The sequence below is a fragment of the Paraburkholderia sp. IMGN_8 genome, assembly GCF_038050405.1.
Taxonomy (GTDB): Bacteria; Pseudomonadota; Gammaproteobacteria; order Burkholderiales; family Burkholderiaceae; genus Paraburkholderia.
The window spans coordinates 2,488,515-2,504,828 of record NZ_CP150901.1; the positions used below are offsets into that span (position 1 = coordinate 2,488,515).

The 16,314-nt window shown below is 61.9% G+C and carries 12 protein-coding genes; 7 read left to right on the plus strand and 5 right to left on the minus strand.

Translation table 11 applies throughout. The features are described 5' to 3' along the window. Positions 1-17: 17 nt before the first annotated feature. The 5 genes from WN982_RS32295 to WN982_RS32315 all read right to left on the minus strand — a co-directional run bounded on the left by WN982_RS32295 (position 18) and on the right by WN982_RS32315 (position 5,208). Positions 18-842 (minus strand): betaine/proline/choline family ABC transporter ATP-binding protein, encoded by an 825-nt coding sequence (locus tag WN982_RS32295; protein WP_341316088.1) that lies wholly within the window; start codon positions 840-842, stop codon positions 18-20. Between the two features lie 12 nt (positions 843-854). Continuing rightward, complete coding sequence (locus WN982_RS32300) at positions 855-1,823, minus strand: proline/glycine betaine ABC transporter permease (protein ID WP_341316089.1); 969 nt, start codon at positions 1,821-1,823, stop codon at positions 855-857. Positions 1,824-1,927: 104 nt separating this feature from the next. Continuing rightward, a complete protein-coding gene (locus WN982_RS32305) occupies positions 1,928-2,965 on the minus strand; it encodes an ABC transporter substrate-binding protein (RefSeq protein WP_341316090.1) in 1,038 nt (345 codons plus the stop codon). A 91-nt stretch (positions 2,966-3,056) separates the two neighbouring features. Then, positions 3,057-4,280, minus strand: a complete 1,224-nt coding sequence (locus WN982_RS32310; RefSeq protein WP_341316091.1) for a Xaa-Pro peptidase family protein — start codon at positions 4,278-4,280, stop codon at positions 3,057-3,059. 40 nt (positions 4,281-4,320) lie between these two features. Next, positions 4,321-5,208, minus strand: a complete 888-nt coding sequence (locus tag WN982_RS32315) for a hypothetical protein (RefSeq protein WP_341316092.1) — start codon at positions 5,206-5,208, stop codon at positions 4,321-4,323. A 121-nt stretch (positions 5,209-5,329) separates the two neighbouring features. Between WN982_RS32315 and WN982_RS32320 the strand changes: the two genes are divergently transcribed. From WN982_RS32320 to WN982_RS32350, 7 genes are all read left to right on the plus strand, one after another. Next, on the plus strand, positions 5,330-6,247 hold the full coding sequence (locus WN982_RS32320) for a LysR substrate-binding domain-containing protein (protein ID WP_341316093.1): 918 nt from the start codon (positions 5,330-5,332) through the stop codon (positions 6,245-6,247). Between the two features lie 513 nt (positions 6,248-6,760). Continuing rightward, entirely contained in the window at positions 6,761-7,906 is a 1,146-nt protein-coding gene (locus WN982_RS32325; protein WP_341316094.1) for a porin, read from the plus strand. Between the two features lie 861 nt (positions 7,907-8,767). Further along, entirely contained in the window at positions 8,768-10,279 is a 1,512-nt protein-coding gene (locus WN982_RS32330) for an efflux transporter outer membrane subunit (protein ID WP_341316095.1), read from the plus strand. Between the two features lie 113 nt (positions 10,280-10,392). After that, complete coding sequence (locus tag WN982_RS32335) at positions 10,393-11,544, plus strand: efflux RND transporter periplasmic adaptor subunit (RefSeq protein WP_341316096.1); 1,152 nt, start codon at positions 10,393-10,395, stop codon at positions 11,542-11,544. Positions 11,545-11,556: 12 nt separating this feature from the next. Next, complete coding sequence (locus WN982_RS32340) at positions 11,557-14,610, plus strand: efflux RND transporter permease subunit (RefSeq protein WP_341316097.1); 3,054 nt, start codon at positions 11,557-11,559, stop codon at positions 14,608-14,610. Positions 14,611-14,783: 173 nt separating this feature from the next. Next, positions 14,784-15,086 carry a helix-turn-helix transcriptional regulator gene (locus tag WN982_RS32345; RefSeq protein WP_341316098.1) on the plus strand — a complete coding sequence of 101 codons (303 nt, stop codon included), beginning with the start codon at positions 14,784-14,786 and terminating at the stop codon, positions 15,084-15,086. Between the two features lie 85 nt (positions 15,087-15,171). After that, complete coding sequence (locus WN982_RS32350; RefSeq protein ID WP_341316099.1) at positions 15,172-16,233, plus strand: alkene reductase; 1,062 nt, start codon at positions 15,172-15,174, stop codon at positions 16,231-16,233. The last annotated feature ends 81 nt before the right edge of the window (positions 16,234-16,314 follow it).

Genomic DNA, 16,314 nt, shown 5'->3' on the forward strand with positions numbered 1-16,314 from the left:
CACAATCTGGAAACCGCTCAGGTTCGCTGCTCGGCACGCCGCTCGACAAAGCGCCTCACATAGTCATCCGCCGGACGCGTGAGAATTTCGTCCGGCGATCCCTCCTGCACCAACTTGCCGTCGCGCAGGATCGCAATGCGATTGCCGATCCGCAGCGCCTCGTCGAGATCGTGCGTGATGAACACAATGGTCTTGTTCAGCGTCGCCTGCAACTGCAATAGCTGGTCTTGCATTTCCGTGCGAATCAGCGGATCGAGCGCGGAGAATGCTTCGTCCATCAGCAGCACGTCGGTATCCGCAGCAAGCGCACGGGCAAGGCCGACACGTTGCCGCATACCGCCGGACAACTCATCCGGGTAGTGTTCGCCGTAACCGTTCAAGCCCACCTTGCCGAGCCAGACACGTGCCTTCTCATTGGCTTGCGCGCGGCTTTCGCCACGCACACGCAGCGCGTAAGCCGTATTGTCGAGCACGGTCTGATGCGGCAGCAGCCCGAAGTTCTGGAACACCATGCTGACCTTGAAGCGGCGCAACTCGCGCAAACCTTGCGCGTTGAGCTTGATGACGTCCGAGCCGTCGATCACGATCTCGCCGGCGGTCGGCTCGATCAGGCGGTTGAAGTGCCGCACCAGTGTCGACTTACCCGAGCCCGACAGTCCCATGATGACGAAAATTTCGCCTGCGCCGATATTCAGGCTCACGTCGTTCAGACCGACATTGCAACCGGTCTGCGCAAGGATGTCGGCTTTACCCTTTCCGCCTCTCAACAGATCGAGCACGCGCGCATGACCGGTCTGCGGGCCAAAAAGCTTGTACACGTGTTTGACTTCTATCGCTGCCATATCGCTCTCCGGTTACTTCGCCGTGCGGGTTTCGAGGGCGCCTTCGCCAGCATGCGTCTCGTTCGTCTGCGCGCTGTTCACGCGGTAAGGAATGCGCGAAGCCGCTTTTGCTTTCCTGCGTTGCGAGAAAAGGCGCCGCGTGCGGCGATCCTGGCCGTAGCCCTGGCTGATCCGATCGATCACGATTGCCAGTATCACGATGGCGATGCCCGCCTGCGTGCCCTTGCCCACATCGAGCGTCTGAATGCCCGCGAGCACATCCTCACCGAGCCCACGCGAGCCGATCATCGATGCGATCACCACCATCGAAAGCGCCATCATCGTCGTCTGGTTGATGCCGGCCATGATGCTGGGCCGCGCCAGCGGCAACTGCACGTTCACCAGCAATTGCCAGCGCGTCGTGCCGAATGCACGGGCAGCCTCGACGACATCGCCGTCCACGTGACGGATGCCGAGATCGGTCAAGCGAATCAACGGCGGCAGCGCATAAATGATCGTCGCGAGGATCGCGGGTACCTTGCCGAGACCGAACAGCATCAGCACCGGAATCAGGTAGACAAAGCTCGGCAGCGTCTGCATGACGTCGAGTGTCGGCAACAACATACGCCGCAGCCACGCGCTGCGCGACGTGAAAATGCCGAGCGGCACGCCGAGTGAGACAGACAGCACGGTTGCCACCAGCATCAATGCAAGGGTCTGCATCAGCTTTTCCCACAGGCCAAAGCAGCCGATCGCGTAGAGCAGCAGCACGAAGAAGCCGGCAATGCCCAGACGCCGCGTCGCGTTCCACGTAATCGCGCCAACCGCCAGCAGAATCAGCCACGGCGGCATGGCGCGCAGCGCGCCTTCGAGCGGCACCAGGACGTAGCGCAATAGCGCGATGCTGAACTGGTGGAAGCTGTCGCCGTGGCGGGCGACGAACGACTGCACGGCATCGTTCACCCAGTCGGCAATCGAAAGATGCAGAAAAAACGAATTCATGATCAACCCCTCCCCTGCAGGTGGACAGCAGACGTGGGACATCCGCTGTCCAACACCGATCCGCAAAGCGCGATGACGTCATCAGCTCATGACGTCGCCGGCGATCAGGCGCCCGCGAGGCCCGCCTGCACCTTCGACGCCACATCGGCCGGCACCCATTGTTTCCACATCTCCGGATGCTCACGCAGGAATTGCGTGGCCATGGCGCTCCCGTCGAGTTTCTTCGTGCTCATTTCGAGAATCGTGTTGTTGAGGAAGTCCATCGGGAACTTCACCTTGCCGAGCATCGACATGAGTTGCGGGTCCGCGTCGTAGAACGGCGAGGACACACCGACCGTGACATGCGAGACCATGTAAGACGATGCGCATTGCGACGTGCTGCTCTCGTCACGCAAGGTCTTCCAGCAGGCGTCGTTATAGGCCGGCATCTTCAACTCGACGAACTTGTACTTCGCCATCAACGCGGCCGGTCCCCAGTAATAGAAGACGATCGGCGCGCCGCGCTGATACGCGGATGCGATTGCCGCGTCGAGCGCAGCACCGGTTCCCGGATGGAAATTGGTGTAAGCCGAGTCGAGATTCAGCACTTTGAGCAGACGCGTGTTGACGCGTTCGCAATCCCACCCCGTCGGACAGTTGAGGAAGCGGCCCTTATCCGGTTCCTCGTCGTCGGCGAACACGCTCTTGTACTTCGGCAGGTCGGCAACCGAAACAAGGCCCGGCGCGACCGGCTTGATACCGCGCTTCGGATCGCCCTTCACCACGTATTCCGGCACGAACCAGCCTTCCTTCGTGCCGCCCGGCAAGGTGTCGCCGACCAGCTTGACGCTGCCCGAGGCCACGGCTTTCGCGGTGATCTCGCTGCGCCCGGTCCATTGTTCGGCCCACACCTGCACGTCGTTGTGTGCGAGCGCGGTTTCGGTGGCCGCTGTACTGCCAGGCACGACATCCGTCTTGCAGCCGTAGCCCTTTTCCAGAATCTGCCGCAGCACTTCGGTGGCGAAGGAGCCGCTTTCCCACGTAATGCCCGCGAAATGCACGGTCTTGCCCTGCGCGCACCAACTGTCCGCGGCATGCGCGCTCGCGCCTGTGAGGGCAAGCGCGGCGGCGCACAGGGCCGCCCGGAATTGTCTGAGTTGCATCGTCGATTACCTTTGGAACGTTGAATTGCGTTGAGTTCGATTGCGGAAAATCCGAGTGCTGGGCGAATGCCTGGGCAGCCGCCTCGTACACTCAGGCAAGCAGGCGCTTCTCGAACGGATAGTCGGACAGCAGTTCCACCTGGCCGTCGTCGCGTACGTACACCTGTTCCTCCAGCTTGACGCCTTCACCACCGTCTTCATGGCCGATATAGCTTTCGATGCAGAGCGTCATACCGGGCTCGATCACGCCGTCATAGCCCTTCGCTTCGTTGTCCTCGCGATGGACGATGTACGGGTATTCGCCGGTCATGCCCACGCCATGCGCAAGCGCGAAATAGCGGCGCGCCTGATACGGCCCGGGAATCTTCCAGGCGCGGGCGATGAACTCCTGGAACGTCGTGCCGGCACGCACGTTTTCCATATTCGAATGCACCTGTTCGTACGCCAGGCGGTACAGGTTCTTCTGGGCCGCCGTAGCCGGACCGTCGCCGCACAGGAAGGTGCGCGAGAAGTCGGCGTAATAGCCGAACCGCCCCACCACGTCGGTATCGAGTCCGACCAGCTCGCCTGCCTGAATCTTGCGCGGACTGCTCTCCTGAAACCACGGGTTGGTGCGCGGCCCCGAACTGATCAGACGCGTTTCCACGTAATCGCCGTCGGTTTCGATGATGTGCTTATGCAGATGCGACCACAGCTCGTTTTCGCTGATGCCGGGCACCAGCGCCGCTTCCAGCTTGCGCACACCCTCTTCGGCGGCACGCAGCGACGAGCGGATCATCTTGATCTCATTGGGCACTTTGATCGCACGTGCGCGTTCGAGCGGCTCCTGCGCGTCGGAGATCTGATAGCCGCGCGCCTGCAGCGCGAACGCCGCAGCCGAAGTCGCGCTCTCGATCGCGATGCGCTTGCCACCGCCGCTCTGCTTCACCAGTTCTTCGATTTCATCGGCCCAGCGTTCGGTGACGCGACCCAGCATGTCATCGCAGAAGTAATAGGAAATCGCCGTGGCCGGCCGCACTTCGTCGACGGTGTCGAGCCCGTCGGCGAGAAAATCGCAGCCCGCGTATTCGAACAGCACGACCTTTCCTTCAGCCGGCACGAACAGATAGCGCGCGGGATTGCGCATCGAATAAACCTGCATGTTGCGCGAGCCGGTCGCATAGCGCATATGCGTCGGGTCGAACAGGATCGCCGCGGTGAGGTCGCGCTTTTTCAGTTCACGGCGCACGCGGCCAAGCCGGTCCCGTTGAATCTGCGCGATTTCTTCAGCGGTCGGTTCACAATCTTCCGGGCGGTGAGTCGGGCGAATAATCATCGTGTTTAGAAGGGGACGTGGTGGTTATAAGAGGAGAGCTTCAATCGACCAGATTGTCGGCACGCACGAGCCGCTGCTCGGCTTCCAGATGCATTTCTGACACGCGTCCATACAACTGCCGGGTGCGCTCGAGCCGGCCGATCACGCCGGACGTCTTCGAGTACGCGAAGATCGCGGTGTGACGATCGATCCCGCCCTGCACCCGCGTGACGCGGTGCAGCGAAAAACGCCCCTTGAACAATTGCAGATCGCCGGGTTGCAAAGTGATGACGTTGATCGGCGCACGTGTTTCGCCGCGCACCACCCTGCCCACGTCGCCGTAGTTCTCGCCTTCGGGCGAGCGGATATTCGGGCAATACTCGAAATCGCCGCCCGCCTCCGGCTGCTGGGTCATCATCGAGACGATGAATTCATTGGTGTCGTAGTGCCAGGGCTGTTCGGTGCCGGGCGGCATAACGTTCTGCACCAGCCCCGCATACGGGTCCGCGTATTCCCACACGCGCGCCTCGCCGAGACAGGCGGCGACGAAACGCTTCATCGCTTGCGCCACATAGATGCGATGCACAATCGCATCGGCCGGAATCACGTCGCGCGTCACAAAGCCGCTGGTGCGGTCCATAAAGACACGGCGCGGATCGTCGGCGGGCAGCGACGGATCGTCGGCGGTGAAATAGGCGTTGACCTTACGGGTCGAAAAATAGGTTTTGGCTGCCAACGCCACGCCCTCGGCGCGCGCCCTGGCAAGCGCTTCAGGCCGCAGGAAATCGTGCAGCACCGCGCTGCCGTTGCCCGCCAGGTGGGCGCGGCAGGTCGCAATCAGCTCGCGCATGCGCGGATGGTCCGGATCGTGCAACGGATAGCGCCCGGTATCGACGATGTCGCTCAGATCGTTGCATTCGGCATCGGCAAGAGAAAGACTGACTGACACGGCAGTGCTCCAGATTAAGGGTTCGGACTGATTTGTGACGCGAATTTTTTTCGACAACAATCACCTGTCTAGTGCCCCCATCTTTTGATCGTCAAATTTCTTTGGAAAGCGAGTAATTCCGATGGCTGCCATCAGCGGACCCGATTGGTCGAAACTCAGCTCTCTGGACCCCGAACTGGTGCGCGCCTTTGTCGCCGTGGTCGATAGCGGCGGCTTTACCGCCGCGGCGAAGCAATTGCACCGTACCCAGTCGACCATCAGCCTGCGGATTCGCACGCTCGAGGACCGGTTGGATACGCATATGTTCTTGCGCAATAGCCGGCGCCTTGCCTTATCGCGGGACGGCGAGAATTTCCTGATTCACGCCCGCCGCATTATTCAGGTGCAAAACGAAGCGATCGCGGCACTGAACCGGAGCAACAGTGACGGCGTGATCCGATTCGGCTTGCCGGAGGACTATGCCGAGCTCTGGCTGCCTGAGTTGCTCAAGAAGTTCTATGCGCTGCGGCCTGGCGCGCGGCCCCATATCCATTGCCGGATGTCGCTCGAATTGCTCGAACGGCTGCAGGCGGGGGAACTGGATCTGGCTTTGGTGGTGCGGCATGGCTCGCAGACCAGCGGTAGGCATCTGGGGCGCGAGGAGGTGGTGTGGGCGGCGCACCGCAGCTTCGTACTGGATCGGCAGGCGTCGGTGCCGCTCGCGTTGTTTCCGGAGACTTGTTGCTACCGGCAGCGCGGGCTGGAAGCGCTGGCCGCGCTGCAGCGGCAGTATCAAGTGGTTTATACGAGTCAGAGTCCTACCGGGATTAAGGTTGCTGTCAACCATGGCGCGGCTGTGACTATCATCGATCGCTGTACGCTGCCGGAGAACTGGCGTGTGCTTGGGGCAGAGGAAGGGTTGCCGCCTTTGCCGCCGGCCGATCTTGAATTGCATCGTTCTTCAGTGAATCGCGATCCGGCCGCGGATGATCTTGCTGCGTTGATTGAGGCGATGGTTGAGGAGCGGCGTAGTTCTGCGGTTGGTGGCATTGCTGCTTAAGTGGCTGTTTTGCCTACGGCGTTGGCTTTTTCTTGCTCTTGCCTCTTTGGCCTTTCCTTGTTTTGTTATTGGTTTATTAGTGTTGCCCCTGTGCGGGGCGGCACCTACTTTTCTTTGCCGCCGCAAAGAAAAGTAGGCAAAAGAAAGCGGCTCAAACCGCTAACGCTTAAGCGGGTCCCCCGCGCAGTCACGGTAGTGGAGCATCTGGAATCCGTGTTCTCGCACATTCCACCTTGGTGACAAGGCAGTCATTCTTCCGGCGGCGCTGCGCGCGCCGTAGCGGTACTTCAAAACCATCGGTTTACTTCGCGCCTCACCTAGGCGCCCTTGTTTTGCGAACCCCTCCAGCAGCGAACAAATAATTCGGATAGCAAACGTTCCATAAGAGCGTGCCTCTTGCTGTTCTCGCTCCATCGGCGTTTCCGATTGCTGCCATCAGAATTCCTCGCTTTGCAAAAAGTATTGGCCAGAAAATCATGCGTCGGCCACTTGCCAATAAATTCTGGAGATCTTATGAAAAAGAAAGTCATCGCCATGGCCGTACTCGGCGCCGTCGCCGCCCCGGTGTTCGCGCAAAGCAGCGTGACCCTGTACGGCGTGATCGACGAAGGCATCGACTACACCAACAACGTAGGGCACGGCAGCGTCGTTGAACTCGCGAGCGGCTATGCACAAGGCAGCCGCTGGGGCCTGAAAGGCTCCGAGGATCTGGGCGGCGGAATGAAAGCCATCTTCCAGCTCGAAAACGGCTTCGATCTGAACTCGGGGCGTCTCAATCAGGGCGGGCGCATGTTCGGCCGTCAGGCTTATGTAGGCATCAGCAGCGATCGCTTCGGCACGGTCACGCTCGGGCGGCAGTATGACTCGGTGGTCGACTACCTCGCGCAAACCACGGCCAACGGCAACTGGGCCGGTTATCTGTTCGCGCACCCGTACGACAACGACAACACCGACAACTCGTTCCGCGTCGACAACACCATCAAATACGCAAGCCCGGAGATGGCAGGGTTCCAGTTCGGCGGCACGTATAGCTTCAGCAACGACACGAACTTCGCCAACAACCGCCAGTACAGCTTCGGCGCTCAATATGCGAACGGCGGTCTGCTGGTCGCCGCAGCCTACCTGCAGGCGAACAATCCGGGCGTGGGTTCGAACGGTGCGATCACCGCGAACGACGCCAGCTTTATCGCCGGCCGCATGCGCGTGTTCGGCGGCGGCATCAACTACACCTTCGGTCCGGCCACCGTCGGCTTCGCCTACACCAACTCGAACTACAAGAACCCCACCGGCAATGGCTATATCGGCATCCCGCTCGCCGCGACCGGCGTCACGCTGAATACGCTGAAATACCAGAACTTCGAAGTGAACGGAAAGTATCAGGTCACCCCGGCGTTCTTCGTCGGCGCGCAGTACGTCTACACGATGGAAACCTATGACGCTTCCACGGGCAGCGTAAAGCCGAAGATCCACTCCGTCGGTCTGATGGCGGACTACAACCTGTCCAAACGAACCGACGTCTACGTGCAGGGCGAGTATCAGAAGGTCACCGGCAGCTCGACCAACTCGATTCTGGATGATGCATTCATCCCGGGCACGCAATCGCCTTCGTCGACGGCGAATCAGGTGGTTGCGCGCATCGCGCTGCGCCACAAGTTCTAGAGCCGCACGCCGTCGCGCGATGTCATCTCGAAGGCGTCGGGCGTCGAACTCAGAATGCCTGACGCCGGCTTGTTGGCCGCAGAGGCCGTGTACGGTCCCCATTAACTTTCTGAGTTCGATTAACTAAAATGAATTCATGGCCGTGTCCTGATCGGGAGGCGTCGTGAGTGAATTTGCTAGCGTTGCTATGAAGCTCCTGGGATCGGCGGTCCATGCCCAGTCCTCTGTATCTGTTGATGACCTCCTCGGCATCCTCTGTGGGCTGGCTGGTCTCGCCCTTCTGGTCGTGGTTCTGCTCATGCATGACGGAGTGGAAACTGCCCGGAAATGGAAATCGGGCTGGCACACTGACCGGCATCATTTACATGTTGGCTGGCCGGGTCATCGCAAGCATTGACGCGGCATTGTCGCGCTGACAACCCGCGCAGCACGCAGCGCGCCAATCGCATGCGTCAAACACGCTGTCGATGTGTGGCGGGCTGAACGGCCGGTTAACACCTGCCGCCGCCTGCCGCGCAAAAATGCGGCCGCCAGAATCTGATCTTCCCCACGTTGGCACGGCTCCTCGCGATGCGAAGCGAGCCGTCCGTCACGTCAACCCCAGGCGCGCCAGGGTTTTCCTCGATGCGGCCGGGTCAAACGCTGCTACCCGCGATTAATTAAAGCGGCATCGCCGGCTCACCGAACCGTGACTACGCGATCTCGCGCGTGAGCGCTGCAATCGACCGTGCTAGGCTACGCGCAGATGTCGGCCGGCACGATGCATTCCGGCGTCAGGAAAAACATCGAAAGTTCACGTTGCCTGAATATCCGCGTCCGCTCCGTCGTTTAGGCTAAACGCAGGCGATATAAGGTGGATCGATGATCGACGTTAACCCGCGTTTTGTCCGGCGGCCTCAGTGCGCCACGCTATGCGCAGCGCTTTGCTGCTGTGCAGCACTGGCCGGCTGCAAGGTCGGCCCGGACTATCGCACGCCCCTTGCGCCCCCTACCGACACCTACACCACCACCCCATTGCCCGAGCAGACGGCCTCCGCACCGGGCGCCGCCGGCTTGCCGCAGCGCTTTGTGCCGGGCCAGGACATTCCCGCCGCCTGGTGGGCCCTCTTTCATTGCGAGCCGCTAGATACGCTGATCCGCGACGCTTTTGCCAATAGCCCGAACGTCGCCGCTGCACAGGCCGCATTGCGGCAGGCTCGCGAGAATTTCTCGGCGCAAGCCGGCACGCTGCTGCCCAGCGTGGATGCACAACTTGGCGCCACGCGCGAAAAATTGAACGGAATCGCGTTCGGCCGGCCCGGACTCACCGAGGAGTTCAACCTCTACAACGCATCGGTCAACGTGTCGTACAAGCTCGACGTATTCGGCGGAACGCGGCGCGAACTCGAAGCGCTGCACGCGCAAGTCGACTACCAGCGCTACCAGTTGCAGGCCGCCTATCTCGCGATGTCGGCCAACATTGTGACGGCCGCGGTCAAGGAAGCCTCGCTGCGCGCCCAGATCGAAGCCACGGAACGCATCGCCGCCGAGGAGGACGAACAACTGGGCGTGCTCAGCAAGCAGTTCGAGCTGGGCGGCGTGGGCCGCACGGCGGTGCTCGCGCAGCAGACGCTACTGGCGCAAACCCGCGCGACGCTGCCGCCCCTGCAGCAACAGCTCGACCAGGTGCGCCACCTGCTCGCCGTGCTGGCCGGCAAGCTGCCCAGCGACGTCACGCTGCCCGAATTCAGGCTCGACATGTTTTCGTTGCCGCAGACGCTGCCGGTGAGCCTGCCGTCGGCGCTGGTGAGGCAGCGGCCCGACATCCTTGCCGCCGACGCCGTGCTGCATCAGGCAAGCGCGCAAATCGGCGTGGCAACGGCCGCGATGTACCCGCAGATCACGCTGTCCGCCAGCTACGGCGCCGAGGCGCTGACACCCGCGCAAGTGTTCAAGGCCGGCAGCACGATCTGGAGCCTGGGCGCGAACCTGTTGCAACCGCTCTTCCACGGCGGTCAACTCACCGCGCAGAAGCGCGCGGCCGAGGCGGCGTACGAGCAGGCCGACGCGCAATACCGCGAAACGGTACTGCTCGCGTTCCAGAACGTCGCGGACTCGCTGCGCGCACTCGATCACGATGCCACCGGCCTGAAAGCGCAAACCGACGCATGGCGCGCCGCCAGCGACTCGCTCGACCTCACGCGCGGACAGTATCGGATCGGCGGCGTGAGCTACCTGTCGCTCCTCGACGCCCAACGTCAGTACCAGCAAACAGTGGTGAGCCTCGCGCAGGCGCAGGCGTCGCGCTACGCCGACACCGCGGCGCTGTTTCAGGCGCTCGGCGGCGGCTGGTGGAACGCCTCTGCCGCGCCCACCACTCCCGCAACGCAATGACCCAACCCGAGAGGACACTCGCGGTACCGTACTTTGCAGCACGCGCTTTGAAACACGCTCTGTCAGGAACATAAGGCTCGGCGTTTCGCCCGATGCCGATGAAGGACATGACGATGACTGAAAAACCAAGGATGACCAGGCGGATGACGATCATGCTGATATGTGTCGGCCTGCTGCTGGCGGCGCTCGTCGGCTTCAACCAGTTCAGGACGTACATGTTCGCGAAGTCCATGGCGGGCAATACGGCGCCACCCGCCACCGTCTCGGCGGTGGTTGCCAGCTATCAGTCGTGGCAACCGCAGCTTGCCGCGGTAGGCAGCCTGCGCGCCGTGCGCGGCGTCGACGTGACCACCGAAGTCGCCGGCCTCGTACGCGAAGTCGCGTTCAGCTCGGGTCAGGAAGCGAAAGCGGGACAAGTCCTCATCAGGCTCAACGACGACGCCGACGTGGCGCTGCTTCATTCGTTACAGGCAGCGGCAGAACTCGCGCAGACCGTCTACCAGCGCGATCAGGCGCAGTACGACATCAAGGCGATTGCCAAAGCCCAGCTCGACGCGGACGCCGCGGACCTGAAGGGCAAGAAGGCGCAAGTCGCAGGACAGACAGCGCTCGTCGACAAGAAGACCATCCGCGCGCCGTTTGCGGGGCGTCTCGGCATCACCACGGTCAATCCAGGGCAGTACATCAATCCCGGCGATGCGATCGTGACGCTGCAAGCGATCGACCCGATCTACGCCGATTTCTACCTGCCGCAACAGCAACTCGGCCTGCTCGCGATCGGTCAGACCGTGGTGGTCGACACCAGCGCGTTCAACGGGCAAACGTTCACCGGCAAGATCCAGTCGCTCAACCCGAAAATCGACAGCGCGACGCGCAACGTGCAGATCGAAGCGAGCGTGGACAATCACGAGCGCAAGCTGCTGCCCGGCATGTACGCGAACGTGAAGATCGACGCGGGCGTCGCGCAGCGCTATCTGACGTTGCCGCAAACGGCTATCACCTACAACCCGTATGGCGCTACGGTGTTCATCGTCAAGCCGGGCACGCAACCGAACGCGCAAGGTAAGACGTTGCCCGTCGCACAGCAGGTGTTCATCACACCCGGCCCGACGCGCGGCGATCAGGTGGCGATCCTGAAGGGCGTCTCCGAAGGCACGCAGGTTGTCACGAGCGGGCAACTCAAGCTCAAGAACGGCGTGCCGCTCGTTATCGACAACCGCGTGCAGCCGGCCGACAACCCGAACCCGACGCCTCAGGAACAATAGAGAGGCCGCCCGATGAAATTCACCGATCTCTTCATCCAGCGGCCCGTACTCGCTTCCGTGGTCAGCCTGCTGATTCTCGTGCTCGGGCTGCGCTCGCTCGAAGCCCTGAAAGTACGCCAGTATCCGCAGACCGAAAACGCGGTCGTGACGATCAGTACCGCCTACTATGGCGCGAACGCCGATACCGTCGCCGGCTTTATCACGCAGCCGCTCGAAGCGGCGATCGCCCAGGCACAAGGCATCGACTACCTGTCCTCGTCGAGCAGCACCGGCGTGTCGACCATAACCGCGACGCTGCGCCTGAACTATGACGCGAATCGCGCGCTGACCGAGATCAACACGCAGATCCAGTCGGTGCGCAACCAGTTACCGCCGCAAGCGCAGCAGCCGGTGTTGAAGGTACAGATCGGGCAAACCACCGACGCGATGTACATGGGTTTTTACAGCGACGTGCTGCCGAGCAACAACGTCACCGATTACCTGCTGCGCGTGGTCAAGCCGAAGCTCGATTCGATCGAAGGCGTGCAGACGGCGGAAATTCTCGGCGGCCGGCAGTTCGCGTTGCGCGCGTGGCTCGATTCGACGCGCCTCGCCGCGCACGGCGTAACGGCGGCCGACGTCTATACGGCGCTCGGCAACAACAACTACCTCGCGACGCTCGGCACCACCAAGGGACAAATGGTCAGCGTCGACCTGAACGCTGGCACCGACCTGCATACGGTCAACGACTTCAAGCAACTCGTCGTCAAGCAGAAGAACGGCGCGATCGTGCGCCTCGAAGACGTTGCGAACGTCGTGCTCGGCGCCGACAGCTACGACTTCAACGTCGCCTTCAGCGGCAAGCGTTCGGTATTCATCGGCATCAAGGTCGCGCCGGACGCGAATATCCTCGACGTGGCCAGGCGCGTGCGCGCTGTCTTTCCATCGCTGCAGAAGCAGTTCCCAATCGGCATGACGGGGGAGATCGTTTATGACGCCACCGATTTCGTCAACACGGCGATCACGGAAGTCATCAAGACGCTGGTCGAGGCGTTGCTGATCGTCACCGCGGTTATCTTTCTGTTCCTCGGCAGTTTCCGCGCGGTCATCGTGCCGGTGATCGCGATGCCGTTGTCGCTGATCGGCACGTTCTTCGTGATGCAACTGCTCGGCTATTCGATCAATCTGCTGACGCTGCTCGCGCTCGTGCTCGCGATCGGGCTGGTCGTCGACGACGCGATCATCGTCGTCGAAAACGTCGATCGTCATATGAAGGAGGAAGGCAAGCCGCCCTTTGATGCCGCGCTGATCGCCGCACGCGAACTCGGCGGACCGATCCTCGCGATGACCGTCGTGCTGGTCGCCGTGTATGTGCCGATCGGTTTTCAGGGCGGCCTGACGGGCGCCCTCTTCACCGAGTTCGCGTTCTCGCTCGCGGGTGCGGTGACGGTGTCCGGCGTGATCGCGCTAAGTTTGTCGCCGATGATGTGCTCGCGCTTCTTCCGCGCGGACCAGGAGTCCGGGCGCTTCGCGCGCTTCGTCGATCGCCAGTTCGAACGCGTGCATCGCGGCTACGGCAGGCTATTGCACGCGACGCTCGACACCTGGCCGGTATTCACCGTGATGGGCGCACTGCTGCTCAGCGGTGCGGTCTACCTGTTCATGACGTCGAAATCGGAACTCGCGCCGCAGGAAGATCAGGGCATCGTACTGTCGCAGATCCAGGGGCCGCCGAACGCGACGATCCAGCAGATGCAGATGTATGCGGATCAGGTGTTCGATATCTCCAAACGGCTTCCCGAATATGCACAGATGTTCCAGCTCACCGGCGCGCCGACCCTCAACCAGGGGATCGGCGGCGTGCTGTTCAAGACGTGGGACAAGCGCAGCAAGGGCGCGACGCAGTTGCAGCAGGAACTGCAGCAGAAATGGAACGAGATCGCCGGTGCACGCGTCGCGGCGTTCCAGTTTCCGCCGCTGCCTGGCTCGCAAGGGCTGCCGGTGCAGTTCGTCATCAGCACGACCGAGCCTTTCGAGAATCTCAACGAGGTATCGCAGGCAGTCCTGCAAATAGCGCGAGCGAGCGGGATGTTCTTCTTCGTCGACAGCGATCTCAAGCTCGACAAGCCGGAAGCCACGCTTGTGGTCGACCGCGACAAGGTGGCCTCGCTCGGGCTCTCGCAGAGCGATGTCGGGCAAGCGCTCGGTTCGGCGCTCGGAGGGGGTTACGTCAATTACTTTTCGATTGCCGGACGATCGTACAAGGTGATTCCGCAAGTGTTGCAGACCGACCGGCTGAATCCTTCGCAGGTGCTCGATTACTACCTGCGCACGCCGGACGGCAGCGTCATTCCCGCTTCGACGATTGCTCATATCGAGCACAACGTCGTGCCGGAGTCCATCAACCACTTCCAGCAGCTCAACTCCGCGACGATCTCGGGCGTGATCGTGCCGGGCGTGTCGCAAGGCGAGGTGCTCGATTTCCTGCGCAAGGCGGCCGCACAGGTTGCTCCCGCGGGATATGCGGCGGATTACTCGGGCCTGTCGCGGCAGTTCGTGCAGGAATCCGGCGGCTTCGTCATCACGCTGATGTTCGCGACGATCATCGTGTTTCTCGCGCTGGCCGCGCAATTCGAAAGTTTCCGCGACCCTGTCGTGATTCTGATTTCGGTGCCGATGGCGCTTTTCGGTGCGCTTATCTTCATCAACATCGGCTTGACGACGCTAAACATCTATACGCAGGTCGGGCTCGTCACGCTGATGGGGCTCGTCAGCAAGCACGGCATCCTGATCGTCCAGTTTGCCAACGAGTTGCAGCGCGCGGGCAGATCGAAGCGCGAAGCCCTGGAGGAAGCAGCGGGCGTGCGGCTACGCCCGATCCTGATGACGACGGCCGCGATGGTGCTCGGCGTGGTGCCGCTCGTGATCGCCTCGGGGGCGGGCGCCGCGGGCCGCAATGCGATGGGGCTCGTCATCTTCACGGGGCTGTCGATCGGCACCCTTTTTACCTTGTTTGTGGTGCCCGCCATGTATATGTTCCTCGCCGCGGATCACCATCACGAAACCAGGGCGCAGCACGCCGGTTAGTGCGTCTGGCGACAGGCGGTGCGTCCGGACAAGCCAAGCCTATCGACCCCATAGAAAGTAGTGGCTTCAAGTATATCGTCAAATTCCGATATATGATTCGTCTTGTAGCGATGCAGATGCGTGAGCCGACCGGCGCCACATCTGTTTGTTGTTCATGATTTGAAACCACCCAGATGACGCTCGACATCGACGCGATCCACAAAGCGCTTGCCAACCCCGTGCGCCGGGAGATTCTCGGCTGGCTGCGGGAGCCGTACGCGCATTTCGCCGACCAGGAACTGCCGCTCGATCAAGGCGTGTGCGCCGGCAAGATAGACGCGCGCTGCGGCCTGTCGCAGTCGACCGTGTCGGCGCACCTCGCCGCTTTACAGCGCGCGGGCCTCGTCACGTCGAAGCGAGTCGGCCAATGGGTGTTTTTCAAACGCAACGAGCCCGTCATTCAGGCGTTTCTCGAGCATATGAACGCCGAGCTCTGAGCAGCCCATCCGCGTCGCCGCGCTTCTTTCATCACGTTGTTTTTTAAGGCCCGGGCCATGCGCCCGCCAGGAAAGGTGAACTCATATGCCGACTCTTTTTGACCCGCTCCAGATTGGCGACATCACGTTGTCGAACCGCATCATCATGGCGCCGCTCACGCGTCAACGCGCCGGCGAAGTCCGCGTACCGAACGAATTGATGGCGAAGTACTACGCCGAGCGCGCAACGGCCGGGCTGATCATCAGCGAAGCCACCTCGGTGACGCCGCAAGGCGTGGGCTACGCCGAAACGCCCGGCATCTGGTCGCAGGAACAGGTCGAAGGCTGGAAAATCGTCACGAACGCCGTGCACGCCGCCGGCGGGAAGATTTTCCTGCAACTGTGGCACGTCGGCCGTATTTCGGACCCGCTGTTCCTGAACGGCGAACTGCCGGTTGCGCCGAGCGCGATCCCCGCCCAGGGCCATGTGAGCCTCGTGCGTCCGGAGCGCACCTATGTGACGCCGCGCGCACTGGAACTCGATGAAATCGCCGGCGTGGTCGACGCGTTCCACAAGGGCGCCGAGAACGCGAAACAAGCTGGTTTCGACGGCGTCGAAATCCACGGCGCGAACGGTTACCTGCTCGACCAGTTCCTGCAGGACAGCACCAACAAGCGCACCGACGCCTACGGCGGCCCGATCGAAAACCGCGCCCGCCTGCTACTCGAAATCACCGACGCATGCATCGAAGTGTGGGGCGCCAACCGTGTCGGCGTGCACCTCGCACCGCGCCGCGACGTGCATACGATGGGCGACTCCGATCCGGTCGGCACCTTCGGCTATGTGGCTCGCGAACTCGGCAAGCGCAAGATCGCGTTCATCGCCGCACGCGAAGCGCTCGGCGAAGACCGCCTCGGCCCGCAACTTAAGAAGGCGTTCGGCGGCCCGTACATCGCCAACGAAAGGTTCACCAAGGAAACCGCGCAGCAAGTGCTCGACGCGGGTGAAGCAGACGCGGTGGCGTGGGGTCAACTGTTCATCGCGAATCCGGATCTGGTGCGCCGTTTCGCAACGAATGCACCGTTGAACCAGCCGAATCCGGCAACGTACTATGCGCGCGGCGAAACCGGCTACGTCGATTATCCGGCGCTGGAAACGGTGGAGTAACAGCGGCGGAGTCAGCGGAGGCATAGACCGCCGCATTAAAGCGGCTGGTTAGTGGAAGTACGCTGCAAAAACGCGCGGCGG